Source organism: Kitasatospora sp. NPDC087315 (assembly GCF_044744345.1).
Classification (GTDB): Bacteria; Actinomycetota; Actinomycetes; order Streptomycetales; family Streptomycetaceae; genus Kitasatospora.
In genome coordinates this window covers 205,419-229,677 of record NZ_JBIUYD010000012.1, presented here as the reverse complement: position 1 = coordinate 229,677, position 24,259 = coordinate 205,419, and the positions used below count along the sequence as shown (strand labels likewise).

21 protein-coding genes are annotated in these 24,259 nt (G+C 72.5%); 7 read left to right on the top strand and 14 right to left on the bottom strand.

What is annotated here, in order from left to right:
• The first annotated feature begins 546 nt into the window (after positions 1 to 546).
• Positions 547 to 1,047 carry an anthrone oxygenase family protein gene (locus ACIO5D_RS19630; RefSeq protein ID WP_363612245.1) on the top strand — a complete coding sequence of 167 codons (501 nt, stop codon included), beginning with the start codon at positions 547 to 549 and terminating at the stop codon, positions 1,045 to 1,047.
• Positions 1,048 to 1,317: 270 nt separating this feature from the next.
• On the opposite strand, the gene ACIO5D_RS19625 is transcribed toward ACIO5D_RS19630, so the two are convergent.
• Positions 1,318 to 2,013, bottom strand: coding sequence for an alpha/beta hydrolase (locus ACIO5D_RS19625; protein WP_363612247.1), 696 nt, complete (start codon positions 2,011 to 2,013; stop codon positions 1,318 to 1,320).
• 352 nt (positions 2,014 to 2,365) lie between these two features.
• Between ACIO5D_RS19625 and ACIO5D_RS19620 the strand changes: the two genes are divergently transcribed.
• Entirely contained in the window at positions 2,366 to 3,463 is a 1,098-nt protein-coding gene (locus tag ACIO5D_RS19620; RefSeq protein ID WP_400653019.1) for a chitinase, read from the top strand.
• Here ACIO5D_RS19620 and ACIO5D_RS19615 read toward each other — a convergent pair.
• The 3 genes from ACIO5D_RS19615 to ACIO5D_RS19605 all read right to left on the bottom strand — a co-directional run bounded on the left by ACIO5D_RS19615 (position 3,441) and on the right by ACIO5D_RS19605 (position 7,567).
• The gene (locus ACIO5D_RS19615; protein ID WP_400763077.1) at positions 3,441 to 3,860 is read right to left on the bottom strand and encodes a hypothetical protein; all 420 of its coding nucleotides are present in this window, start codon (positions 3,858 to 3,860) and stop codon (positions 3,441 to 3,443) included. The two genes, ACIO5D_RS19620 and ACIO5D_RS19615, sit on opposite strands and share 23 nt — an antisense overlap.
• A gap of 387 nt (positions 3,861 to 4,247) precedes the next feature.
• On the bottom strand, positions 4,248 to 4,694 hold the full coding sequence (locus ACIO5D_RS19610) for a GNAT family N-acetyltransferase (protein ID WP_400796627.1): 447 nt from the start codon (positions 4,692 to 4,694) through the stop codon (positions 4,248 to 4,250).
• A gap of 251 nt (positions 4,695 to 4,945) precedes the next feature.
• A complete protein-coding gene (locus ACIO5D_RS19605; RefSeq protein ID WP_363612255.1) occupies positions 4,946 to 7,567 on the bottom strand; it encodes an RICIN domain-containing protein in 2,622 nt (873 codons plus the stop codon).
• A 587-nt stretch (positions 7,568 to 8,154) separates the two neighbouring features.
• On the opposite strand from ACIO5D_RS19605, the gene ACIO5D_RS19600 reads away from it, so the two are divergent.
• Entirely contained in the window at positions 8,155 to 9,282 is a 1,128-nt protein-coding gene (locus ACIO5D_RS19600) for a nucleotide disphospho-sugar-binding domain-containing protein (protein WP_400653011.1), read from the top strand.
• Between the two features lie 273 nt (positions 9,283 to 9,555).
• On the opposite strand, the gene ACIO5D_RS19595 is transcribed toward ACIO5D_RS19600, so the two are convergent.
• From ACIO5D_RS19595 to ACIO5D_RS19575, 5 genes are all read right to left on the bottom strand, one after another.
• Positions 9,556 to 10,353: a sterol carrier protein domain-containing protein gene (locus ACIO5D_RS19595; RefSeq protein WP_400796624.1), complete on the bottom strand. Its 798-nt coding sequence runs from the start codon at positions 10,351 to 10,353 to the stop codon at positions 9,556 to 9,558.
• 46 nt (positions 10,354 to 10,399) lie between these two features.
• Positions 10,400 to 11,191: a putative protein N(5)-glutamine methyltransferase gene (locus tag ACIO5D_RS19590; protein ID WP_400796622.1), complete on the bottom strand. Its 792-nt coding sequence runs from the start codon at positions 11,189 to 11,191 to the stop codon at positions 10,400 to 10,402.
• A gap of 484 nt (positions 11,192 to 11,675) precedes the next feature.
• Complete coding sequence (gene ligA / locus ACIO5D_RS19585) at positions 11,676 to 13,769, bottom strand: NAD-dependent DNA ligase LigA (RefSeq protein WP_400796620.1); 2,094 nt, start codon at positions 13,767 to 13,769, stop codon at positions 11,676 to 11,678.
• A gap of 49 nt (positions 13,770 to 13,818) precedes the next feature.
• Complete coding sequence (locus tag ACIO5D_RS19580; protein WP_400763091.1) at positions 13,819 to 14,466, bottom strand: ScbR family autoregulator-binding transcription factor; 648 nt, start codon at positions 14,464 to 14,466, stop codon at positions 13,819 to 13,821.
• A 425-nt stretch (positions 14,467 to 14,891) separates the two neighbouring features.
• Positions 14,892 to 15,581 carry a ScbR family autoregulator-binding transcription factor gene (locus ACIO5D_RS19575; protein WP_363612267.1) on the bottom strand — a complete coding sequence of 230 codons (690 nt, stop codon included), beginning with the start codon at positions 15,579 to 15,581 and terminating at the stop codon, positions 14,892 to 14,894.
• Between the two features lie 87 nt (positions 15,582 to 15,668).
• Here ACIO5D_RS19575 and ACIO5D_RS19570 point away from each other — a divergent pair, with 87 nt between their 5' ends.
• From ACIO5D_RS19570 to ACIO5D_RS19560, 3 genes are all read left to right on the top strand, one after another.
• Complete coding sequence (locus ACIO5D_RS19570; protein ID WP_400763092.1) at positions 15,669 to 15,857, top strand: hypothetical protein; 189 nt, start codon at positions 15,669 to 15,671, stop codon at positions 15,855 to 15,857.
• A 258-nt stretch (positions 15,858 to 16,115) separates the two neighbouring features.
• Positions 16,116 to 17,267: a Cmx/CmrA family chloramphenicol efflux MFS transporter gene (locus ACIO5D_RS19565; protein WP_400796618.1), complete on the top strand. Its 1,152-nt coding sequence runs from the start codon at positions 16,116 to 16,118 to the stop codon at positions 17,265 to 17,267.
• 75 nt (positions 17,268 to 17,342) lie between these two features.
• Positions 17,343 to 18,716 (top strand): condensation domain-containing protein, encoded by a 1,374-nt coding sequence (locus ACIO5D_RS19560; RefSeq protein WP_400796615.1) that lies wholly within the window; start codon positions 17,343 to 17,345, stop codon positions 18,714 to 18,716.
• Positions 18,717 to 18,864: 148 nt separating this feature from the next.
• Here the strand turns inward: ACIO5D_RS19560 and ACIO5D_RS19555 are convergent, their stop codons facing one another.
• The 3 genes from ACIO5D_RS19555 to ACIO5D_RS19545 form a co-directional block, all read right to left on the bottom strand.
• A complete protein-coding gene (locus ACIO5D_RS19555; protein ID WP_400796612.1) occupies positions 18,865 to 19,161 on the bottom strand; it encodes a phosphopantetheine-binding protein in 297 nt (98 codons plus the stop codon).
• Positions 19,158 to 19,409 carry a hypothetical protein gene (locus ACIO5D_RS19550; RefSeq protein WP_400796609.1) on the bottom strand — a complete coding sequence of 84 codons (252 nt, stop codon included), beginning with the start codon at positions 19,407 to 19,409 and terminating at the stop codon, positions 19,158 to 19,160. The genes ACIO5D_RS19555 and ACIO5D_RS19550 overlap by 4 nt, the downstream gene beginning before the upstream one ends.
• A 172-nt stretch (positions 19,410 to 19,581) precedes the next feature.
• Positions 19,582 to 21,081, bottom strand: a complete 1,500-nt coding sequence (locus ACIO5D_RS19545) for a class I adenylate-forming enzyme family protein (RefSeq protein ID WP_363612279.1) — start codon at positions 21,079 to 21,081, stop codon at positions 19,582 to 19,584.
• Positions 21,082 to 21,630: 549 nt separating this feature from the next.
• On the opposite strand from ACIO5D_RS19545, the gene ACIO5D_RS19540 reads away from it, so the two are divergent.
• Complete coding sequence (locus ACIO5D_RS19540; RefSeq protein ID WP_363612281.1) at positions 21,631 to 22,182, top strand: YceI family protein; 552 nt, start codon at positions 21,631 to 21,633, stop codon at positions 22,180 to 22,182.
• 80 nt (positions 22,183 to 22,262) lie between these two features.
• Here the strand turns inward: ACIO5D_RS19540 and ACIO5D_RS19535 are convergent, their stop codons facing one another.
• Both ACIO5D_RS19535 and ACIO5D_RS19530 read right to left on the bottom strand, forming a co-directional pair.
• Complete coding sequence (locus tag ACIO5D_RS19535) at positions 22,263 to 23,486, bottom strand: serine hydrolase domain-containing protein (RefSeq protein WP_400796606.1); 1,224 nt, start codon at positions 23,484 to 23,486, stop codon at positions 22,263 to 22,265.
• A gap of 193 nt (positions 23,487 to 23,679) precedes the next feature.
• A complete protein-coding gene (locus ACIO5D_RS19530; protein ID WP_400652992.1) occupies positions 23,680 to 24,084 on the bottom strand; it encodes a RidA family protein in 405 nt (134 codons plus the stop codon).
• Positions 24,085 to 24,259 lie beyond the last annotated feature (175 nt).

The following is a 24,259-nucleotide window of genomic DNA, read 5'->3' as shown; positions in this document are numbered from 1 at the left end:
GACAGGCTGAAACGGCGGGCAAGAGCACCATCGGGACCACGAGCAGCCCACAGCAGCCGGCCCCGGCCGATCCAGCCCGGAGATCATTCACCGGACGACCCGTAGCCTGGGGCGATGCCGTTGGAAACTGCGCACGACCTCGCGGACAGGCTCCTGTCGGAATTTCCTCCTCGGTGGGAACACTCTCAACCGGTCTTCGCCCGGGCCAAGTTGCCGGCCCCGGATCCGGGCGGTCGAGGTGTGCCTCTGATGGTGAGCGCGATCCTGCACGACGTGGGGTAGGTGCCCTCTGCGGTTGATACCGGTCAGCACATGATCGATGGTGCTCGCTGATCACGTGGGGGCGAGGACGGGGCGCGGCAGGAACGCCCGGCGGGTTCCGGGCACGTCGAGGAGTCCCGCGAGAGCGCGACCGTGACCCAACCGTTGGGTGCTGGTCATGGGTTGACGGTCTGTCATTTGAGAGGGTCTTGAGTGGCCGGGGTAAGCAGTGGCCGGTGTTGTGACGGTTGATCGGCGGGTCGGCCGCCGGAAGGGGACTGCACGATGGAACTGTCGCGTGTGATCGCGCTCGTGGCCGCCACGGTGACGACCGGGCTGACGGCCGGGTTGTTCTACGCCTACGCGTGTTCGGTGATGCCGGCGCTGCGGGAGGCGGAGGACCGGACGTTCATCGAGGTGATGCAACGGGTGAACGTGGCGATCCTCAACGGCTGGTTCATGCTGGGGTTCGTGGGGGCGCTGCTGTGCACGGGGGCGGCGGTGGCGCTGCACGTACCGGCCGACGGGCGGCACGTGCTGCCGGCGGTGGTGGCGGCGCTGGTGTTCTACGTGGCGGCGCTGGGGGTGACCCGGCGGATCAACATCCCGCTGAACGACGCGCTGGCCGCGGCGGGGACACCGGCGCGGATCGGGGACCCGGCGGCGGTGCGCGGGCGGTTCGAGGCGCGGTGGGTGCGGTGGAACGTGGCACGGGCGCTGCTGTGCACGGCGGCACTGGGGTGCCTGTGCTGGGCGCTGGTCCTCCACGGCGGCGCGGGCGCCTGAGCGGACGGAGGCAGGGCGCGGGGCGCGAGCACCTGCCCGGGGGCGTGAGCAGGTGTCCCGGCGGCTCGGGCCGGGGAACGCGGGCGAGCACCCGCAGGCCGCCTCCGTCCGCCGGGCGACCGCCGGGGCGGAGGAAGCCGCCCGGCCCGGCCAGGAGGAGCCGGACCAGTGCGCGGCCGCCGGGCCGCAGCCGCACGAGCAGCCGGCCGTCGCGCAGCACGCCGGGCTCCGGGCCCCCGGACCGCCGGCCCGGCTCGTCCGCGGCTGCCGTCACAGGCTCAGCAGCAGGTCCCGGACCGCCGCGGGCCGGGACAGGAACGGGTGGTGGCCGGCGTCCAGCTCGACGACGCCGCCGGCCCGGCGGGCGAACTCGCGCTGCAGCCGCGGCGCGGTGCCCCGGTCCTGAGCGCAGACGAGGTACGTCGAGGGCACCTGCCGCCATGCGGCCGCCCCGACCGGCTGCCCGGTCACCTTCACGCTCTGCCGGGCGAGGTGGTCCGCCGCCTGCGCCTGGACCTCTGCGTCACAGTCCTGCAGGAACGTGTCCACGAGCAGTTCGGGGCGGACCCCGAACGTGCCGGCGCCGGGGTCGACGTCGAGGAACGGGGCGGGGCCGCCGTCCCCGAACTCCGACAGGCTCTGCCCGACCTCGGGCAGATAACCGGAGACCAGCAGCAGGTGGCGCACCGACCCGATTCCCGCAGCGGCTTCCGCGGTGACGACACAGCCGTAGCTGTGGGCGACCACGACGGTCGGCTCGTCGCCGGCCCGCAGCACCCGCCGCACCGCGGCAACGTCCTCGGGCAGCCCCGGACCGTCGACGCCGCCGGGCAGGCCCGCCTCACCGCAGCTCGGTAGCGCCGGGGCCACACTCGGCACCCCCCGCTCCCGCAGCAGCCCGGCGGTACGGTGCCACCACCACGACCCGTCCCGCACGCACGCCCCGTGCACGAACACGACTCTCATCGCCACCTCCACGCCGACCCCGGCCTGCCACCCATGCTCGCCGAACCCGCGCCGGCCCGCACGGACGAGACAGGCGCCGGCACCGTCAACCGGGAACCGGGCTCCGGGCTCCGGGCTCCGGGCTCCGGGCTCCCCGGACCACCGATTGGTCCAGACCTATTGACGGTTCATCAGGGTGCTCCTACGATTCCCTGCGACCGCGGAACGCGCCCCGGACACCCCACACCTGTCAGGGCCGTGACACCCCGCGGTCGGGCTTCCCGCCGAACACCCCCACGTCACTCGCCATGGCCTCCCCCACGCCGGCCCGCCCCGGGCCCGCCAGGCCATGGCCGGAAGGGAGCACACCGTCATGACCACACGGACCGCACGACTGCTGGGCGCCGCCCTGGCACTGGCCCTCGCCTCGGCCGCGCCCGCCGCCACCGCCGCCCCCACCTCACCCGCCCCCGCCCGGGCGGGGACACAGGCCGCCGCAGGCGCCACCTGCGCGCTGCAGAGCCGGCCCACGGGCAAGGTGCTGCAGGGCTACTGGGAGAACTGGGACGGCGCCGCCAACGGCGTCCACCCGCCGATGGGCTGGATCCCGCTGACCGACGCCCGCATCCCCGCGCACGGCTACAACGTCGTCACCACCGCGTTCCCGGTGATCCTCTCCGACGGCACCGCGCTGTGGCAGGACGGCATGGACACCGGCGTCAAGGTTCCCACCCCCACCGAGGTGTGCCAGGCCAAGGCCAACGGCCTGACCGTGCTGATGTCCATCGGCGGGGCCGCGGCCGGCATCGACCTGAGCTCCACCGCCGTCGCCGACCGGTTCGTGGCCACCATCGTGCCGATCCTCAAAGCCGGCAACTTCGACGGCATCGACATCGACCTCGAGACCGGCCTCGTCGGCAGCGGCAGCATCACCGCCCTCTCCCCCTCCCAGTCCAACCTGATCCGCATCATCGACGGCATCCTCGCCGCGATGCCCGCCGGCTTCGGCCTGACCATGGCCCCCGAAACCGCCTACGTCACCGGCGCCAGCATCGTCTACGGCTCCATCTGGGGCGCCTACCTGCCCGTCATCAAGAAATACGCCGACAACGGCCGCCTGTGGTGGCTGAACATGCAGTACTACAACGGCAGCATGTACGGCTGCGCGGGCGACTCCTACTCCGCCGGCACCGTCCAGGGCTTCACCCAGCAGACCGACTGCCTCGACAAGGGCCTCACCGTCCAGGGCACCACCGTCCGTGTCCCCTACGACAAGCAGGTCCCCGGCCTGCCCGCCCAGCCCGGCGCCGGTGGCGGCTACATGAACACCACCCAGGTCGCCCAGGCCTGGAACACCTACGGCACCACCACCACCAACCGCCTCAAAGGCCTGATGACCTGGTCCCTGAACTGGGACGGCTCAAAGAACTGGACCTTCGGCAACAACGTCAAAACCCTCCAGGGCCGCTGACATCACCACCCGCATTACCCGCGCCACCCGCACTGCCCGCACCCCCCGGCGCCACCGGCACCGGGGGGTTGCGGCGCAGCGGGGCGAGCTCCCGGGCCAGGGCCCGCACGTCCAGCGCGATACGCCGGGCGATCTCACGCCCTCCCGTACCCGCGGGCAGACGGCGGCTCCAGGAACGGGCACGCGCGGCACCGTCGTGAGCCATGTGGAAGTCCAGCCGCAGCGCTCCGCCCACCTCGACGAGACCGATCAGGAAATGCGTGTCGGACAGATCGATGACGACCTCGTCACCGATACACGAACAGCCGACGAGATCACCGATCTCCTCCTGCGCCAGATACCCGGCGAGCTGAACGGCCTTCCCCTCGACACGAAACGGTCGCAGTGCGGGACTCATACGGTCGCCGCCCTTCCCCTGGTCGCCACTGAACACCTACCCCAACCCCAGGCCACCCGGCACCGGCGAGGGAAATCGGCGCACGGGGGAACCCACCGCAATTCTAGAACCACCCCCCGCCAGCAAGTCCCCCCGCCACAACGTGACTTGGCCAACACCACCCACGGGGACACACCGGACACACACCCCACGAACCACCCCCCGCCCCACACCCCCACCGGACGACACCCCGCAACCGGAAGACACGTACCACCGCGGACACGCCACGGGCCGGCCGGCTCCCCCGGTCAAACCGCCGGGACATGCACGGGAGGCGCCGCGGACAACAGGACGTGACAGGGCCTCACAGGCCCACGGGGACGGCCCGTACGCCCCCCAAACCACCCGTCACGGGCTCGCCGGCTGCGGCTGCGGCTGCGGCCGCAGCCGGCAGAGGTAGAACAGCTCGGGGTCGCCCTCATCGAGACCGTGGAGAAAACCGACCTGGCTCCATCCGGCTCGCCAAAGAAGCCGCCGCATCGGCCGGTTGGAGACGTTCGTCGAGGTGAACAGCTTCGGGGTCGTACACGAGTCGGCGACCGCCTCCAGCAACCGGTGACCGACACCCCTGCCACGGGCCGGCGGCGCCACCATCAGCATCGTGACGAAACCCTGCTCGAAGAACGTGTACTCAAGCACGCAGTACCCCAGCAGACCGGACACGTCCTCCGCCACGACCACCAGGCCCTGCCGGCACCACCGCCGGATACTCGCCCGCCGCCCGACGTCACCCCCGGCCGCGACCACATCGATCCCGGCCAGCGCCTCCGACTCCGACCCGCACGCACGACGCACAACAAACCCGCCCGGGCCGACCCCATCCACGGCCCCATGCCACCCAGCCCACACCCGCAACCCGCCCATCGACCAGACCGTCCGTCAGGACCGGGAACACCCTGTTCAAGCAGGCGCCGGGCCGGAGCCTCGGGCAACTGCGCGCAGTTGCCCGAGACTCCGCCGATGCAATGGACTGACGGCACGCGAGTCGGTGCGGTCGTCGGCCGGGAACTGCGGGAAGGCCGCCCTGTTCAGTGGGCGTTGTGTCGTTACAGGCGGAAGGGGTTCGCTCCTGAGCCCGCCAGCAGGTACCAGGCGGTGGCGCCGGTGTGGCGTGAGGCGTAGTAGAGGTCGCCCTGGCCGGTTTCGAGTCCGTCGCTGGAGGCGGCGACGATGGCGTGCCCGTCGTTGTTGGGAGCTGAGGTCTGAGCGTCTTCCAGGGTCTTCTGGAGGATCGCGGCCTTGTCGCCGTCGCCGGGAGCGCTGCGGGCGTGGTAGGCGGCCAGAAGGTGGGCGGTGCCTTCGAACCAGACCTTGGAGCTGTAGAGCTGCACCAGGTCGGGACGGTAGGAGTTGGGGTTGGCGAAGCCGATCCCGGTGAAGATCCCGTCGGTCGCCTTGATGTTCTGCGCTGCCCAGTCCACCGAGCGGGAGAAGTCCGGGCTGAGGGTTGCCAGGTAGCTCCAGATCTGCACGTCGGCCGGGATGGTGTCCTGGTTGATGCTGGCGCCGTCATTGCCGGTGCCGGTCCACAGGCGGCCGTCGTCGGCCTGCATGCTCTTCACGAAGGCGAAGGCGGTGTTCGACCCGTCGCGCCATTTCTGGACGCCGGTGATATCCGCGAGCATGCCGAAGAGCGCGCCGACGTCGATGTTGTGCTCGGTGGCCTTCCAGGTCTTCTTGACCATTGCGGTGCCGTTCTCCGAGGTATCGGCGTAGCCGCCGGTGTAGCCCGGGATGCCGCCGCCGTCGTAGGCGTTGGCCTGGATCCACTCGGCCGCCTTGAGCGCGCCGTCGAGGTACTTGTTGTCTCCCGTCGCCCGGTACAGGTGGCAGAACGCCATTCCCGCCCACGCCATGTTCCCGGTGTACACCGACCAGCCGCCGATGTAGGGGGTTCCGACGGGGTAGTCCCGGCCGAGGGTCGTGATGAACGGGTCGGGCAGATAGGAGGCGCGGATCCTGCCGTCGGTCCTGGTCATGACTTCGTTGGCGGTGGCGGGGTCGTGCTGCTGGGCGTAGAGCAGGCTGTCGCCGAGTCGGATCGCGCGTTCGGGGTCACGGCGGGACCCCTGGAGCAGCGCGGCGATGACGACCGCGTTGTCGTAGGTGAAGGAGGTCTGGTAGCCGTCGGGAAAGTCGCCGGTGTCGTCGAAGTGGCCGCCGGTGTAGCTTCGCGGCACTCCCAGGGGACGGGCGCTGTCGACGTGGGCGTCCAGGACCCCTTGGAGGTAGGAGTAGGCGGCGTTCAGCGAACCGCCGGGTGCGTCGGCGACGGGTTTGTTCGAAACGACCTCGTTCGGGGTGCCGCCGTAGCCCGGGGTGTCGCCCTGGTAGGTGTACTGGTTGAGTGCTTGAACGGCACTCAGCGGGTTGCCCAGCTCGTACATGTCCACGGCGAGGTAGTTCGGCTTCTTGCGTGCGGCCGGGGTGCAGAACCGTTCGGCGCGGTTGAGGACCTTTTCGTTGTCGGCTTTCGCCGCCGTGTCGAACAGTGGGGCGTCACGGAAGTGATTCATGACGAACAGGCGCCGGAACCCCTTCTCTTCTTTCGCGAGGGGGATCTCGTTCCACCGGGACTTGCAGGTCCAGTCCGAGTTCCCGACGGGGCCGCCTATGGTCCAGTAGTTCTCGACGGTCCAGTCCTTCTGGAACATGAAGCCGACGTTCCGGCTCGGGTCGTCAGGGAAGAGGTCCGTCTTGTCGTCGCGGTCGGAGAAGAGGATCAGGCGCTTCCCGCTCGACCGCAGCGCCGACAGCGTGGGCCAGCCCTTGGCCCTCACCTCGAATCCGGGCTTGCCGTCCGTCGGGTTGTCGTCGAGCGGATCGAACACCAGGCCGTCGAGTTGGCCGCCGGCCCCCAGTTGGCCGCCGACCTCGGCGCGCATCTGCTCGGCGGTGGTGTAGTCCTCGACGAAGGCGGTGACGATCTCGTTCTCGTTGCCCGGGGCCTTGAGGAAGTTGGCGATGTCGGTGAGGACGTAGGACATCGGTTTGCCGCCGTCGTCACCCATACAGGTTTCGTGGCACATCCGGACTTTGCCGTTGTTGTAGTGGGCGTCGAGCATCAGAGCCCGTACTCCGCCCTGGAGCTGGTTCGCGATGGACTGGTTCTGATTGGCCACGAACCAGGCGTGGCCGTTGGTGTCAGGGGTGTTGTTGAAGGAATTGTGCGTGGTCAGGAAGGTCATCTGATCGAGTGTCCGGTCGCCGTCGGCCGGCATGGCGCCGTGCGGGAACGCGACCGGAGTGACGTACCACTGCTGGCGGTCGCCGCTGACCGTGATGGGCGAGAAGGTGACCTCGCCGGACAGGTCCAGCGGCGTCTCCAGGGTCTCCTGGGGGTGTTGCGCCGGATGGATGCGGTAGCGCTCACCCTTCACCCGGTCGAAGATCCAGTCGGTGCTCGGGTCGGCGCAGTTCTGCTGGAACGCCAGGCGCGCGTTGCCTGCGGTGTCGGAACTACGGCTCATGCAGCCGTCCTTGGTGAGGCTTCGCACCTTGTAGGTGCCGGCGCCGGACTGTTCCAGCTTCCACTGCTGGTTGTCCTCGTCACCCTTGGGCGGCGTGGCGCGGAAGAGGATCTCGGTGCCGGAGATCTGGAAGCCACTGCCTCCGGCGAGGCCCTGGCTGCCTCCGTCGCCCTGCCCGTCTCCGATGCTCTGGAACACCACCGGTTGTCCGAGCGGAGGCGTCAGCACTTCTGCCGAGGCCGGGGCCGGGGACAGACCGGTGACCGATGCCCCCGCGAGCAGGACGGCCGACACGGGCCACGCCGCCCGTCGTTGAATAAATCGCCTCATGGAGAGCCTTTGTGTGATGGCGGTGTGCACATGCGTGTGCGCGGCCAGCAGATCATGAATGCCCCTGCCCGGACCAGGCTGTACTGCCGACAGAAGTGGCCGGTGGCACAGTTCTTCCGGCCGGCATCGACTCTTCCGGCGGGCATCGGCTACCGCGGGTGATCACCGCGCGGACGATCCCGACCCGGCGGGTCGCCGACCTGGTCAGAGAGTCGATCGGCGTGGCCGGACTCCAGGTCGAGAACGGCAGGCCGCGCTCGGCCGCGAGCGCCGCCCCGGTGTCCGGGGCGGGAGAGCGGAGCACACCGTACCCCCGTTGACAAGGCCTCTGCCAGAACGTCCGATTATCGATCGTGCCGGGAAGAGGAATTGACCGTCCATCAGTTGACGGAGAAGGCGGGCCCGGCCCGCGCAGATTCGATCTCGATCAGCCGAAGAACGACCAGGAGACAACCGTGCGCATACTCTTCACCGGCCCGGCCGCGCCCAGCCACCTGTTCCCGATGGTGCCGACCGCACAGGCCCTGCGGGCCGCCGGGCACGAGATCCTGTTCGCCAGCCCGAAGCCCATGGATCAGCTCCGGGCGGCCGGCTTCCCGATCGTCGAGATCGGCGACGGCCGACCGCTCCGGGAGGCGTTCGAGGTCGTCGCCGGTGAGGATGCGCACTACGCCATGCCGGAGCTGGCTCAGGAGCAGATCCTCGATCTGGCCGCCACCGCCTTCGCCTACGCCTCCCGATCCACCGTGGACGGCCTGCTGGCCACCGCCGACGAGTGGGACGCCGACCTGCTGATCCACGACTCCTGCCTGGCCTCCGCCCAGCTGGTCGCGGCCAAGCTCAAGATCCCGGCGGCGCTGCAGAACTTCGGCTTCACCTCCGGCCTCGACATGGCCGCGCGACTGGCCGGCCACTTCACCGACCTCTACGAGGCACACGGCGTCGCCGCCCCTGCCGAGTCCACCCCGCTGAACATCGTCCCGGCCGCGCTCGGCGGCGACCCGGGCGGCCTGCGGATGCGCTATCTCCCCTACAACGGCGGTGGCGTGGTCCCCGCCGGCCTGCTGCGCCGCGGCGCCCGACCGCGGGTCGCCGTCACCCTGGGTACCGTGGTCGCCGAGATGGACGGCCTGCACGCCATCGCCCGCCTGATCGAAGCCGCCGCCTCGGTCGACGCCGAGTTCCTGCTCGCCGTCGGCGACGCCGACCTCACCCTCCTCGGCACACTCCCGGCCAATGTCCGCCCGCTGCCGTGGGTCCCGCTGGCGGAGTTGCTGCGCGTCTGCGACGCGGTGGTCCACCACGGCGGCTCCGGCAGCACGCTCACCGGTCTGCAGGCCGGCGTGCCCCAGCTCCTCCTCCCCCAGGGCGCCGACAACTTCGCCGTCGCCGACATCCTCACCGCCACCGGTGCCGCCCTGCGCTCCGCCTCCGACGACGTCGACACCCCCCTCCTCACCCGCCTCGTCACCGACCCGGGGCTCCGCGACGCCGCCGCCCGCCTCCGGGCCGAGAACGACGCCCTCCCCACCCCCGCCGCCCTCGTCCCCGCCATCGAAGCCCTCGCGACCGCCCCCCGCTGACCCCCACAGCCCCGAAGAACGCCAGAGCCGCAGGTCGGACGACCTGCGGCTCTGCCGGATGGGGCAGGCGACGGAAACCGAATCCGAAGCACCCCACAAACCCCTTGCCACTATGGCGAATTCACCGGATCCCGCACGAATCCGCGCCCGCCCCCCACCCGAAGCCAAGGTGCGACGCGCCCTTCACCCACTACCCGGCGACGGCCCGGAGCCGGCCCGGGCCCCAGGCCCTCGCCGTCCTGCGGCCCGCGCCCGGCAGTACACCCGTCTCGGTCAGTACACCGGGAACGACTCCCCGCCCGGACAGAACGGCGCGCCCTCCACCCGCAGCGCCGCGTCCAGCGCGGCCAGCGCTCCCGGGCGGCTCTCCCGCACCCGGCCCGTTCCGGCCAGCGACGCCAGGGCCGTTCCACCCAGGTAGGCGGAGCCGAGATCGGCCACCGGCAGCGCCAACTCCGCCTCCCGATCGATGCGTTCGCACAGCGCCGGCCGACCGGCCCCGGCGCGCAGCAGGTACCGGCCGGTGTTCCAGGGGCAGAAGGCGTCCTCGACCTCGATCACCGTCTCCACCGGCGCCGCGTACGGGCGCGCCGCCAGGGCGCGTGCCACGTCCACCAGGCGTACCCAGAGCCGGTCCACCACCGTGCTGCGCAGGGCCCGTGGGTCGCGCAGGAGATACGGCAGCGCCTCGTCCACCGCGCCCTCGTGGGTGAGCCGGTCGAACAGGTCGACACCGATGAGGTGGCCCCAGAGCCGCGCATACGCCTGCGGGCTCGCCGCGGCGAGCTCCACGACCCGCACCGTGCCGCCGCCGGCGTCACCGTTACCGCTGAACGCCTGGCGCGCGGCGGACTTGAGGCGGTAGAGGGCGTAGCCGGTGGGGGTGCCGTCCACGTCGTGGTGGACGGCGTGGCGCAGGGCGGTCGCGCCGTCCCGGATCCGGGGCTCGTCGTACAGGCGGACGTCCCAGAGCGGGGTGGTGCGCCGCGGCCAGCCGGTCCGGGTCCGCCGCACCCCGTCGTACACCGCCTCCACCGCCGGGCGGGCGCGGTCGGCGTCCAGCAGCCGCACCCGCCCGGTGCCCGGTGCGCAGGCGTACCGACGGGCCGGCCGGTGGTCAGCGGCGCGTGGCGGTCACCACGGTCGCGTCCAGGTCCTCGCACCAGGAGAGGGCCGTGTCCAGCCCGGCCGCCCCCGCCACCGCGAGGGCCTCCGGCGCCTGCCGCTCGCTGGTCTCGAACAGCAGCGAACCGCCCGGGGCCAGCCACTCCGGGGCCTGCCCCGCCACCCGGCGCAGCACGTCCAGGCCGTCCGCACCGCCGTCCAGCGCGGGGCGCGCCTCGTGCAGGCGGGCCTCCGCCGGCAGCAGTTCGATGTCGGCGGTCGGGACATAGGGCACGTTGGCCAGCAGCACGGTGATCCGGCCCCGCAGGGCCGCCGGCAGTGGCTCGAAGAGATCGCCCTGGAACACCCGGCCCCCGACGGCGGCCAGGTTCCGGCGCGCGCACCGCACGGCGGCCTCGTCGACGTCCGCCGCGTACACCTCGACCGGGAGTCCGACCGCCGTCACCAGAGCCGCTGCCAGTGCGCCGCTGCCGCAGCACAGGTCGACCACCAGCGCGTCCGCGCCCGTCAGCCTGGCCGCGGTGCTCACCAGGAACTCGCTGCGGCGCCGGGGGACGAACACGCCGTCGTCCACGCTGATCCGCAGGCCCCCGAACTCGGCCCAGCCGACGACGTGCTCCAGCGGACGGCCCTGCGCCCTGGACCGGACCATGCCCGCCAGCTGAGCCGGTGTGGTGGCGGCGGCGAGCAGGATGCGCGCCTCGTCCTCGGCGAACACGCACCCCGCCGCCCGCAGCCGGGCGGCGACCGACGAACGCAGCAGCACAGAAGAGAAAACCGACAAGAGAACCCCTCAAAGAAAAGGCGGAACAATCCGCCAGGGCTCCCCACAAGGCCGTCACCGAACCGGCGCGGCACGCTATGCGCTCGGCGCCACGCCCACACGGCCGTTCCCGGGGAGCACCCGCTCCGACACACCGGTAATGGGTCTCACCTCCCCAAGATCGCGATCACATTCGGCACCGGTCACCCTACCCCACCCGGGCACCGCCCTTCGCCGGGCGGGGGAAGGGGCCCGGGTGGGTCTCCAGCTGCGGTGACCCGCCTCCACCGCGCCCGGCAGACACCGTTCCCCGACGGCGTGCCGGGCGACCTCGACGGCGTCAAACGCTTCTTCGGCCACGGAGAGGTGACGCGCCTCGACCATGCGGGGCGTCGCACCCGTGACCGGCGGCGGGCCGACGTGGCAGGCCTGGGCCCGGGCGCCCGGGCAGGGGCGGAAGCGGAAGCGGAAGCCAGAGCCGAAGCCGAAGCCGGAGCCGCGGATGTCAGCCGAGCTGACCGGCGACCAGGACGGCGAACTCCTCCGGGGTGACGATCCGGATGCCCAGCTCCTCCGCCTTGGCGCGCTTGGAGCCGGCCTTCTCCCCGGCGACCAGCAGCGTGGTGCGCTTGGAGACGGACGAGGAGGCCCTGCCGCCGGCGCGCTCGACGAGTTCGTTCACCGCGTTGCGGGACAGCTCGGCCAGGGCGCCGGTCATGGCACCGGTGACGACCACGTGCTGGCCGGCCAGCGGTCCCACCGCCGCTCCACCCTCGGCCCCCTCGGCCCCGTCCTCCACCCCGTCGGCTGCCGCCGTGGACCCGCCGGCCCTGGCCGGTACGACGGGCGCGGTGACCGCGGTACCGACGCTCTGTGCGGTGAGCCGGTCCAACAGGACCGCCACCTCGGCGAGTTCGGCGACGATCACGGCGGCCTTCTCGACACCGATGCCGTCGACCTCGGCGAGCGCCTCGGCGTCGGCCGCCCGGATCGCCGCCAGCGCGCCGAAGTGCGCGGCGATCCGGCGGGACATCGTGCGGCCCGTGCCCCGGATCCCGAGCGCGCAGAACACCCGGTTGAGGGGCTGCGCGCGGGCGGTCTCGATGGCCGCGAGGAGCTTGTCGGCGCTGGTGTCGCCCATCCGGTCCAGGGTGAGGAGCTGCTCCCTGGTGAGGGTGAAGAGGTCGGCGAGGTCGGTGACCAGTCCGGCCTCGACGAGCTGGACGGCCCGGGTGCCGCCAAGGCCCTCGATGTCGAGCTGGTCGCGGCCGGCCGCGTAGATGATCGAGGCGACGGTCTGGCAGGCGCGGCCACGCACACAGCGCCAGCGCTGCTCGGAGGTGTCGATGGCGTCCCCGCACCGTGGGCAGACCTCGGGGAAGACGACCGGCTGCTCGGCACCGGTGCGCTGGTCCGCCAGCGGGGCCTCGACCCGGGGGATGACATCACCCGCGCGGTAGACGAAGACCTGGTCGCCGATCATCAGGCCCCGGCGCTCGATGTCCGCCGGGTTGTGCAGGGTGGCGTAGGTGACGGTGACGCCGTCGATCACCACCGGTTCCAGGACGGCGCGGGGCGCGATGATGCCCGTCCGGCCGACGTTCCACTCCACGCCGAGCAGCCGGGTGACCTTGTGCTGGGCCTGGAGCTTGCGCGCGACCGCCCAGCGCGGGGCGCGGGAGCCGGACCCGGCCTGCTCCTGGTCGGCGACCGCGTCCGCCTTGACCACGACCCCGTCGATCCCGAACGGCAGGGCGGCGCGCAGGGCGGCGATCTCGTCGATCCGCTGCTGCGCCTCGGCGAGGGTGGCACAGCGCCGGGGGTCGGCCGCGGTGCCGGCGGCGGTGTGGGCACCGAGCCCGGCGAGGCGGGCCAGGAGCTCGCCGTGGTCGAGGCCGGGCAGGCCGAGGGCGTCGTAGGCGAAGAAGGTCAGCTCGACGCGGTAGGGGCGGTCCTTGGCGCGCAGAGTCCCGGCGGCGCCGCTGCGGGGGTGGGCGAAGGCCGTCGCGCCGTGGGCGGTGCGGACGGCGTTGGCGTGCTCGAACTGCTCGTGGGTGAGCAGGACTTCGCCGCGCAGCTCGACGTCGAGCGGTTCGGCGAGCCGGTCGGGCAGACCGAGGACGGCATCGGCGGCGTGGGTGATGTCCTCGCCCGCGAGACCGTCGCCGCGGGTCAGGACCTGGGTGAGGCGGCCGGCCCGGTAACGGGCGGCGACGGCGAGGCCGTCCAGCTTCGGCTCGACGCACCAGGCGGTCACCGGCCGGCCGAGGCGGCGCTCCAGACCGGCCGCCCAGGAGTCCAGCTCCTCCGCCGAGAAGACGTTGTCGAGCGAGAGCATCGGCACCGAGTGCGGAACGTCGCCGACCACCGCGCCGCCGGCGACCTTGCCGGTCGGGGAGTCGGGGAGCACCTCCTGCGGGTGCTCGCGCTCGTAGGCCTCGATCGTGCGCACCAGGGCGTCGTACTCGTCGTCGCCGAGCGGGGTGGTGCCGTCGGCGTAGTAGGCCGCGGCCGCGCGCACGGCGGTGGCGACGGCATCGGCGTAGGCGTCCGGGGAGGCCAAGACAGCGGGAGAGGCCAGGGTGGCTGCGTCCTTCATACCGCCATCATGGCGACTCGCACTGACATTCGCCCCGCACCGGCCGGCGTCAGCGGGGCGGGGGCCCGGTCCGGTAGGCGCCCACCGCGCCCGGGGGCACCAGGCAGGGCAGCAGCCATTCCCAGAGCGCCTCGACCCGGCGCGAGAGCTCCTCCCGACCGCACCCGCCGCCGGACACCACCTCCAGCCCGCACGCCGCCGTCACCACCAGCGTCTCGGGCCCCACCCCGCCCGAGCGGTCCCGCAGCTCCCCCAACCGGCGTGCCGCGGAAAGCAGTTCCCGCACCACGCCCGCCCATACCGCGTGGAAGCCCTCCACCCCGGACATGGAGCCGACCGGCCCGGTCCCGCCCTGCCACACCCCGCCCTCGCGGCCGAGGCGGAACGCCGCCCGCGTCACCGCGTCCGACTCCAGCGACTCGACCAGCCAGTACCCGGCGTCGATCACCGCCTGCAGCGGCGACGCACCGGCCCGCAGCGTGCCGCAGGCCGCACGCATCGAGCCCTCGGCGCGCTCCAGCACCGCCCGCGCCAACTCCTCCTTGGAGGCGAAGTGGAAGTAGAGCGCCCCCTTCGTCACTCCGGCCGCCCCCGCGATCTGGCCCAGCGTCGCCCCCGCGTAGCCGCTTCTGTCGAAGAGCGCCGCACCCGCCTCGACCAGACGTCCCCGTGTCCGCTCCGACCTCTCCTGCACCACCGAACCCACAACCCTTCACACCCGCAAGCACATCAGGACCGCCGCCGTACCCGCGCCCGGACTGGCGCCGACTCTCGCCCGACCCGGGTGAGGTGTCCGCCGCCCGGAGCACCCTCGCCCCCGGTACCCGCCACCACCTCCGCCCGCTCCGACTCCCCACGCTCCGGCCCCGCCATCAGAACCGAACGCCGCAACCGCCGCAACCCCGCCGACGGCTCCATCCCCAACTCCCGCACCAACGCCCCCCACCGAGGAGGCCCGACCGACCCTCGGCCCCCGCACCCGACACCGCCCCCGGAAACGGCGAAGGCGGCGCCGGACCTCACCGGTCACGCGCCGCCGCCGAATCCCCCTGCCCAGCAAGGACGTTCACGGAGTGACAACACGGGCGAGCCCTACCGGCCCACGTGCCGCCCCCGGCACCACTACGCCACGCCGACGCCCTCCGCCGCCACATCGGCCACCGCCGCCGCACGGGCCGCCGCGACCTCCGCCACGACCTGCGCTCCGCGGTCCGGCCCCATCAGCAACGAGCCCAGGACGCCCGGCACCGCGATGCTCGGCATCACATGCTGGAACAGACCCGCCACCCGACGCTCCAGGTCCACCCGCCCCGACAACTTCTGCGACTGGATCTGCACCCCCGCCCACGACGCCGTCACCAGCCACGCCGAATCCGCCGGCACCACATGCGGCAACAGTTCCCCCCGCTCCCCCGCCGCCACCAGCAACCCCTCCAACCGCACGATCCACCCCGGAACCACACCCCCACCCAGATCCCCGAACGCATCCTGGCCCAACGACAACCGTGCCCCCGCACTCAACAGCGGATCCCGCGGCATCAGATGCGCCACCACCATCCCCGTATCCACGAACTCCTGCAGCTTGCAAACCCGTTCAGGAATCTCCTCCTGAACGAACTGCTCCTCCACCACCCCCTGCGCCAACTCCCGCTTCGACGCGAAATGGAAGTACACCGCCCCCCGCGTCACCCCCGCCCGCGCCACCACCTCACCAATCGTCGCCCCCTCATACCCGAACTCATCGAAAACCGACGCCGCCGCCTCCAGAATCGCCCGACGCGTCCGCACCGCCCGCTCCTGCCGCACCACCACAACCACCCCACCCTGCGCACCTGGAAAACAAAACCAAACACCCCGTATCTTAACAAGCAGCCACCGCCGGGCCACAAGGACGTGACCATGAATCGCCACATCCTCATCACCGGCACCACCGGCTTCATCGGCACCGCCGCCACCCGGGCCGCCCTGCACACGCCAGAGCGCCGGCCGCGCCCCCTCCACCACCGCACCGCTCCCGTGGTCCCCGCCGACCGGGCGGACCTCGCCGACCCGCACCACCCCGAACTCCTCACCGATTCGCGCGCATAGAAACCGGATATTCGGTATGCAATCCGCGAAGTCCGGCTTGCGGCCGGGCCGATCCGCGGGGCACCCGAACTTCCTGGCGACCGCGAGCCCACCGTTGCTACCCTCTGCCCCATGTCGAGCCCTGAGGCGTCAAGACGCTGACCACCACCGGCCGCCGCACGCGCGGCCCCTGGTGGTACCGCGAGCGCGTTCACCGGCGGATCCGGCCGTTGCCCGGGTCCGCTGCCGGGGTTTTTCGACATGGTTGCGGGGTTTGCTGTGCCCTTCGTTCTCTATCTGCTCGCCCTGGCGGTCTTCGCCCAGGGGACTTCCGAGTTCATGCTGTCCGGTCTCGTGCCGGACCTCGCCGACGACCTCCAGGTGTCCGTCCCGGCCGCCGGAGCGCTGAGTTCGGCGTTCGCCGCCGGGATGGTCGTGGGGGCGCCGCTGATGGCGGCGGTCGGGAGCCGCTGGTCGCAGCGGCGCGCGCTGGCGACCTTTCTCGGCGCCTTCCTGCTCGTTCATGTGATCGGTGCGACCACCAGCAGCTACCCGGTGCTGCTCGCCTGCCGGGTGGTCGCCGCGCTCGGTAACGCCGGCTTCCTCGCCGTGGCCCTCAGCACGGCCGTCGGGCTGGTCGCGCCGAACGCCAAGGGGCGCGCCACCGCCGTGCTGCTGGGCGGCACCACCATGGCCTGCGTCGTAGGTGTGCCGGCGGGCGCCCTGCTCGGACAGGTGTGGGGGTGGCGCGCCGCCTTCTGGGCGGTGGCGATGGTGACGGCACCGGCCCTGATCGCCGTCCTGAGGTCACTGCCCCGCCCGACGGCCGACACCGCGGCCGAGCAGCCGAAGGCTCCCTCCCCTCGCGATGAACTGCGCGCCCTGCGCCGGCCTCGGCTGGTCCGCATCCTGCTGCTCGCCGCCCTGGTGAACGGCGCCACGTTCTGCGGTTTCACCTACCTCGCGCCCCTCGTCACGACCGTCACCGCCATCACGCCCGGATGGGTCCCGGCGGTGCTGGCGCTCTTCGGGCTGGGTGCCTTCGCCGGCGTCACCACGGCCGGCCGCCTGGCCGACACCCGGCCCGGCCTCCTGCTGCCGGCGGGCGGGGCGGTTCTGCTCACCGCCTGGTCGGCCTTCGCGATGACCGCCGACGAGCCGGTCGCCGCCCTCGGACTGGTCCTGCTCCTGGGCTCGTTCTCCTTCGCCGTCGGCGCCACGCTGGTCGCGGAGGTCCTCTACGCGGCACCGGACGCCCCGACGCTCGCGGGCGCCTTCGCCACCGCCGCGTTCAATGCCGGGGCGACGGCCGGCCCGCTCCTCGGCGGCACCGCCATCGACGCGGGCCTCGGCTACCGCTCGCCGCTCTGGGTCAGCGCGGTGCTGGTCGCGGCCGCCCTGCCGCTGGTCCGCACGGTGGGCAGGCGGTAGCCCGGGCACGATGGAACGCCCTAGGATCCGGTGCCACATGATGGTCTGTACCACCGGAAGGCGGGGGACGTCCCGATGCCGATGCACGACGACGGGCTGCAAAAGGGCGGGCGGCTGGAGGTCCGCTTCGAGGGGCTGGCGGAGGAGACCGGACCGGCGACCTGGGGGCAGCGGACGATCTGGGCACCGATCTCCTGGTACGCGCCCGACGACCACTACTTCAACATCGCGCTGCCGCTGGAACTGCGCCGTCCCGTCGAACCGGAGGCGTTCGGGGCGTCGCTGCGGGCGCTGCTGGAGCGGCACGAGTCCCTGCGCACCCTGTACCGCCTGGCACCCGACGGCTCGCTGGAGCAACGGCTGCACGGGCGGGGCATGCTGCCCGTCCGGCTGGTTCCGGCCCCGGCCGGCGAGCCGGTGGCCACCGCCCTGGGGCGCGTCGCCGCGCAGGACAGGGCGGTCCGTTTCGAACTGCTCGGGGACGGGCTGCCGTTGCGGGTCAGTGCGGTGCTGGTGGACGGCCTGGTGGCGGGAGCGGTGCTGACCGTGGCGCACATCGCCGCCGACGGCACCGGAGCGCAGGTGGTGCGGGACGACCTGCGCCGGCTGCTCGTCCAGGCGCGGCGGCGCCCGGGCACCCTGCCGCCGCCACCACCGGGCCGCCGGCCGAGGGAACAGGCCGCGTACGAGGCCGGCCCGCAGGCGGCCGCCCGCAGCAACGCCGCGATCGGCCTCTGGACCCGACAACTCGCCGGGATTCCGGCCTCCCTGTGGCCCGAGGAGGCCGGCCCCGGGGAGGCGGAGCGCTGGTGGGAGGGCGAACTCGTCTGCCCCCGGCTGGACTCGGCGAGCCGGGTGGCGGCGGTCCGCACCGGAACGTCGGCGAGCGCGGTCGTCCTGGCCGCCGTCGGGGTGGAGTTGGGCGAGCACACGGGTGCCGACGCCGTCCCGCTGAAGGTCATCATGGGCAACCGGGTGAGCGAGGCCCAGCGGACGGCGGTCGGCGCCTTCGCCCAGAACGGCCTTGTCGTCCTGGGGACTTCCGGCGACTTCGACGAACTGGCCCAGCGGGCCTGGCGGTCCCAGATGCAGACCTTCCGGCACGGCCACTACGACCCCGGCGCGCTGGCGGCGGCGGTGGCGGAGGAGGGGAAGCGACGCGGCACCGAACTGGACCTCAACGCGCTCTTCAACGACCACCGCGAACCGGACCGCCCGCCGGGCGGCGGCGCCGCACCGGAGCAGGGGGATCCGGACGGTCTCCCGGCCGGGCGCTTCGGGTGGCGGTCGCGATGGGCCCGGCAGGACTGCAAGTTCTTCTTCGGCCTGGCGCACCGCGACGGCGAGGCGCTCGCCACCCTGCTGGTGGACACCCGGTACTTCCCCGCAGCCGAGGTCGAGCCCTTCCTCCGAGCGGTGGAGGAACGCGTCACCCGGGCCGCGCGCTGACCCAACCCATCGGCCCTGGCGGGCGTTCGCAGCGGACCGGGGTGCTCGCCGCGAACGCCGCCGACGCATCGGGCGGGGACCCGGGTTTCCCCCTGAGTCACGCCTGCGGGAAACCGCCGGACACCGTGCGGCACCTGCCGAGGTGCCGTCAGCTCCCTCCCGGGCCGGCCACACCGTGCCCGACCGCCAGGTGCTCGGCGAGCGCGCCGAGGCTGCGCAGGAAGTCGCCGCCGCCGTCGAGGTCGAGGAAGACCTCGAACCGCTCCTCCACCGCGTCCACCAGGCGGAGTTGGGCGAGCGAACCAATGCCCAGCGCGACGAACGGGGTGTCTGCCGCGGCCATCAGCTCAGCGGCGGTCACGGCTCCGTCGGAGGCCTCGGCGACGAAGCCGGCCAGGATGGCCAGCAGGCCCTCGGCCTGAACGGTGCTCACACGGTCGGTCACAGCTGCTCCTTCACGGCCTCGGCGAGGCCGGTCGCATGGGGGGTGTCGAAGAAGACGTCGAACTCGACGTCCACGCCGTGGGACGTACGGATCCGGGCGGCGGCGTCCACCCGCTCGAAGGTGATCCGCCGCGAAAGGTGGAAGCCGGTGCGCGCGGCGCCGAGGCGCTCGGTCAGCCAGACGCCCTGCCGCGAAAGGCCGACGGCGGCGGGGGTGACGGGGGACGGTTCGGGGGTGCGGTCGGGCATCGACAGCTCGCTTCGGAGTCGGGAGGTGCCAGGGGAGGGGGAGACGCGCGGGGCACTCCGGTCGGACGGCGGGTACGCCGACGCGCCGGGTGACCCCGAGGACGGCGGGTGGGCCGTGAAGGTGGAGGTACGAAGGCGGGAAGGCGGGGCCCTGACGGAGCGGCGGTCCCGGTCAGGCCGGGGCGGCCAGCAGTTCGCGCACGGCGCGCTTGAGCGGCTTACCGCCCTCGTTGCGCGGCAGCGTGTCCAGGGTGGTGATCCGGACGGGGATCTCGTGCCCGGCGAGCCGGTCGGCGAGGAAGGCCCGGAGGTCGGCCGGTTCGAACCCGGCGCCGGGGACGGGGACGACGGCCGCGCCGACGCTCATCCCGAGGACGGGGTGCGGCAGCCCGACGACGGCCACCTCGGCGACCGCCGGGTGCTCCAGCGCCGCCGCCTCGACCTGGAGGGTGGAGACCTTGTACGCACCGGACTTGATGACGTCGGACTCGCGATCCACCAGGTGCAGGTAGCCGTCCTCGTCGAGGAAGCCGACATCGCCCATCCGGACCCAGCCGGTGCGGAAGACCGCCGCGCTCGCCTCGGTGTCACGGTAGTAGGCGCGCTGGGCCCCGGGCGAGCGCAGGTGGACGTCCCCGGTCTCCCCCGGCGGCAGCGGTCGGCCGTCCGGCCCGGCCACCATGACCGTGCCGTGTACGGCCAGGCCGAGTGCGGTCGGGCGGTCCGGGTCGTAGATCATCGCGGTCTGCGCGGGCGCGGCCTCGGTGGAGGTGTAGTAGTTGACCACGGTGGCGTTGGGGAACGCCCGGGTCAGCGCGGCGGCCACGGTGGGCGGCAGCGCGGCGGCGGTCGAGCCGAGCAGTCGTACCGAGGAGAGGTCGTAGCGGGTGTGCACGCCGGCGTTGAGCAGTTCGGCGGCCATCGCGGGGACCACGAACACGCTTCCCACCGACCGCTGTTGGATCAGCCGGGCGAACCGGCCCGGAGTGAAGCGGGTGGCGACCAGGGCGGCCGGGTGTGCGGTGAGCGCGTTGATCAGCATGGTCTGCCCGGCGTTGGTGCCGACCGCGAAGGAGTGCAGGAACTCCTCCGAGTGCGCCAGCGGCCGGTGCCTGGCCGTCGGCCGGGTGCCGTGGACGACGTTGCCGTGGGTGGCGAGGACACCCTTGGGGCGCCCGGTGGTGCCCGAGGTGTAGAGCACCTGGGCCAGGTGCTCGGCGGTGACCTCCGGCAACTCCACGTCCTCCAGAGCCGGTTCGGGCACTTCGGCGGCCAGCTCGGCGGGCCCGGCGACCCACCAGGAACCGCCGGGTACGGTCGCGGCGGGGCCCGCGATCAGGCCGGCGGCCCCGCAGTGGCGCAGCACATAGGCGACCGCCTCGGCCGGCTGGCGGTCCGAGACCGGCACGGCGACGGCGCCGGCCCTGGTCACCGCGCAGTAGTGGACGGCGAATTCGGGCCAGTCGCGCAGTCCGAAGAGCAGGCCGACCCGGTCACCGGGCCGGATTCCGCGCCGGACCAGGGCGGTCGCCGCGGCGGTCGAGCGGTCCTGCCACTGGGCGAAGGTCAGCCGCTGCCCGTCGTCCGTGCTGATCGCCGTGCGGTCGGGCTGTGCCGCCGAGCGGAGCTCCAGCAGACCGTGCACGGTGCGGCCGGCCGGCGGCCCGGCCACCCGGGCCGCACCGGAAGCGGTCCCGCCGACGGCAGTCCCACCGGCAGCGCCCCCATCGGACGCAGTCCCGCCGGAAGCGTTTTCGGCATCGACAACCGTGGCTCTGTGCATGGAACCTGACACTCTCCCCGTTGCGCCCCATCAGGCCGGCCCCGAACACCTCTCCATAGGGCATTGGTCCAGACCTGGCTGAGAGAGTGGCACAGCCGAACTCCGAGGGTCAAGGAACTGCCGGAATCTTCCGCGCGAAGAATCCGCAGGTCGTCGGCGCTATGCGCGTAGCACCGACGGGCGGCTCCCCCACCGCGACACCCCACCGGTTCGGCCACGCATGGCCGGACCGGCGTCGCCGCGCCACCGGCCCGCCCGCGCCCGGCAGCACCCGCCAGCACCCAGCTGGGCCGTCCGGGTGAACAACCGCATGCGGGGCCGGACGTATCCGCCTAGCGTGGCCCCAGGCGGCCCGGCCCGCGTTCGACCGGCCACCCGGCCCGCATCGGCACCGCCGTCGCACCGCCGCCACCGCACCAGCCAGGAGACCCGCTGACCATGACTGCCACCCTCTCCGACCTCACCGGCGACTACGTACTGGACCCCGCGCACACCCGGATCGGATTCGTGGCGCGCCACGCCATGGTGACCAAGGTCCGCGGGTCCTTTCACACCTTCGAGGGCACCGCCCATCTGGACGGCGGCGACCCGGGCCGCTCCACCGGCCGGGTGTCGATCACCACCGACAGCATCGACACCGGCAATGAGCAGCGGGACGGCCACCTGCGTACCAACGACTTCCTCGACGCCCCCAACTTCCCGGCGATCACCTTCACTTCGACGGCGGTCGAGCGGAAGAGCGACACCGACTACGTGGTCACCGGCGATCTCACCATCAAGGAGACGACCCGCCCGGTCAGCATCGACTTCGAGTACACCGGCAACGCGCGCGACCCGTTCGGCAACCTCCGGGTCGGTCTGGAGGGCTCGGTCACGATCAGCCGGAAGGACTACGGCATCACCTGGAACGCCGCGCTGGAGGGCGGTGGCGTCCTGGTCGGCGACAAGGTGGTGCTGGAGTTCGACATCTCCGCGATCAAGCAGGAGTAGTCCGCCGTTCGGGCGCTCCACCGCCCGCCGCCCGGGCGGGTACCGCGGCCGAGGAGCCGTGGTACCCGCCCGGGCCGCCGTCAGCGCTTGCCGCAGAAGGCCGCGTTCAGGAAGGCCCAGTCCGCCTGCGCCTGCGCCGTCTGCTCGGCCTCACCACCACGAGGGGTGAAGGAGAGCGCGACCTGCCGGTCCGCGGTCCCCCAGAGCTCGGTGGAGTAGCCGAAGATCCCGCCGTTGTGGCCGAGGATCTCCCCGCACGAAAGCTGCACCCGGGCCAGCCCGAGCCCGTACTCCGCCTGGACCTTCTTCTCCTCCCCGAGCGGGATCATCGAGGTCATCTCGCGCATCAGCGAGGGCTTCAGCAGCTTGCCTCCGATCAGGGCGCGTTCGAAGCGGAGCAGGTCGTCGGTGGTCGAGATCAGCTCCCCCGCGGCACCGGCCCAGGACGGGTTGTGTTCGGTCACGTCCACGTCGTTCTGGGCCGGGTCGGGAGACTCGCCCAGCGTGAGGTAGCCGTGCGCGTGCGGCCCCGGAATGCCCCTGGAAAGTCCGGGGAAGGTGGTCCGCGTCATCCCGAGCGGCCGCAGGATGCGCGCCGAGACCTCCTGCGCGTAGCCGTGCCCGGTGACCCGCTCGATGATCATGCCGAGCAGGGTGTAGTTGACATTGGAGTAGTGGTGCCGCGTTCCCGGCGGGAAGTACGGCGCGTGCGCCGTCGACGCGGCCACCAGCTCGCGCGCGGTGACGGTGCGGTTCAGCCCGCCCTTGGCGACCCACTCCCGGAGCGCGGGGAGATCGGCCTCGTCGGGGAAGATCCCGCCCTTCTCGTTGGTCGGGTCCCAGAGTCCGGAACTGTGGTTGAGCAACTGACGGAGGGTGATGTTCGCACCGTTCGGGATGAGCCCCGGCAGGTAGCGCTCCACCGGGTCGTCCAGGCCGAGCCGGTGCTCTCCCGAGAGCTGGAGCACGGTGGTGGCGACGAACATCTTGGTGACGCTCCCCGCCCGGAAGCGTCCGTCCCCGCGTACCGGCGCGCCCGTGGCCTGGTCCGACACCCCCGAGGTGCCGCGCCAGACCCCGGCACGGTCACGGATCTCCGCGATGGCGGAGGTCGCGCCGGCCCGGGTCAGCCCTTCCAGCGCGGTCTGCCGCTGCCCCCCGCCGAAGGTGCCGGCCACATTCTCGGCGCCGGCCGTGCCGACCGTGTCCACGGCGCCCACCGTGGACGCGACGGCCGGTACGGCCGGAGCCGCCAGTGCCAGACAGACCGCTGCGGCCAGTCCGCAGGCGAAACGACGTTTCATAAGCCCTCCCCTTGGTCAAGGCGGACGCCCCGTCCGCCTTGTCGCCAGCCTGGCCGTTGCACGGCCTTCGGGTCGTCGCCCCAGGTGAGGAGCCGAGGGTAGATCGGCAGAGGTACCCCGGTACGCCGCCGGGAGGAGACGGGCCCGCCGAGAACGCGCCCAGCGGCGTACGCCCGACGGCCGCGCTCCCGGCTCAGGGGAGCACGGCGACCGCCTCGACCTCGACGAGCTGGTTGTCGTACCCCAGCACGGTCACGCCGAGCAGGGTGCTGGGCACGTCATGCCCGCCCAGGTACTCCCGGTAGACGTTCCACACCTTCACCAGGTCTGCCTGATCCGAGGAGGCGACGTAGACGGTGGTCCGGACGAGGTCGGTCAGCGCGGCGCCCTCTCCTTCGAGCACGGCTCTCAGGTTGCGCATCGCCTGGTGGGCCTGCCCCTCGTAGTCGCCCAGCGCGACCGTCCGCCCCTCCGTGTCCAGCGGGCAGGCGCCGGCGAGCCAGAGCGACCGGACCGGCGCGTCGACGGCCGCCCCGTAGGCGTAGTCCACGGCCTGGGTGAGCTGCGGGTTGCGAATCAGTCGGACGGCACTGCTCATCGGGCTCTCCAGAGGTCGAAGGGCGTTCACCGTCCATGCTTGGCAGGTGGTGATCACCCGTCAACCGATTTACCGGCGGACGGTCCGCGCCCCCGGCCCGCGCCTTCCGGCGCCCGTGCTCCCGGTTCACCGCTGCGGGTGATGGCGGGTCGGACCGCCCGGCCGGGATCCTGGT

Excerpts from the sequence above, each read along its gene's own strand:
- ACIO5D_RS19630 (WP_363612245.1), top strand. The coding sequence starts at position 547 with ATGGAACTGTCGCGTGTGATCGCGCTCGTGGCCGCCACGGTGACGACC.
- ACIO5D_RS19625 (WP_363612247.1), bottom strand. The coding sequence starts at position 2,013 with ATGAGAGTCGTGTTCGTGCACGGGGCGTGCGTGCGGGACGGGTCGTGG.
- ACIO5D_RS19620 (WP_400653019.1), top strand. The coding sequence starts at position 2,366 with ATGACCACACGGACCGCACGACTGCTGGGCGCCGCCCTGGCACTGGCC.
- ACIO5D_RS19615 (WP_400763077.1), bottom strand. The coding sequence starts at position 3,860 with ATGAGTCCCGCACTGCGACCGTTTCGTGTCGAGGGGAAGGCCGTTCAG.
- ligA (WP_400796620.1), bottom strand. The coding sequence starts at position 13,769 with ATGAAGGACGCAGCCACCCTGGCCTCTCCCGCTGTCTTGGCCTCCCCG.
- ACIO5D_RS19570 (WP_400763092.1), top strand. The coding sequence starts at position 15,669 with ATGAATCGCCACATCCTCATCACCGGCACCACCGGCTTCATCGGCACC.
- ACIO5D_RS19560 (WP_400796615.1), top strand. The coding sequence starts at position 17,343 with ATGCCGATGCACGACGACGGGCTGCAAAAGGGCGGGCGGCTGGAGGTC.
- ACIO5D_RS19550 (WP_400796609.1), bottom strand. The coding sequence starts at position 19,409 with ATGCCCGACCGCACCCCCGAACCGTCCCCCGTCACCCCCGCCGCCGTC.
- ACIO5D_RS19540 (WP_363612281.1), top strand. The coding sequence starts at position 21,631 with ATGACTGCCACCCTCTCCGACCTCACCGGCGACTACGTACTGGACCCC.
- ACIO5D_RS19535 (WP_400796606.1), bottom strand. The coding sequence starts at position 23,486 with ATGAAACGTCGTTTCGCCTGCGGACTGGCCGCAGCGGTCTGTCTGGCA.
- ACIO5D_RS19530 (WP_400652992.1), bottom strand. The coding sequence starts at position 24,084 with ATGAGCAGTGCCGTCCGACTGATTCGCAACCCGCAGCTCACCCAGGCC.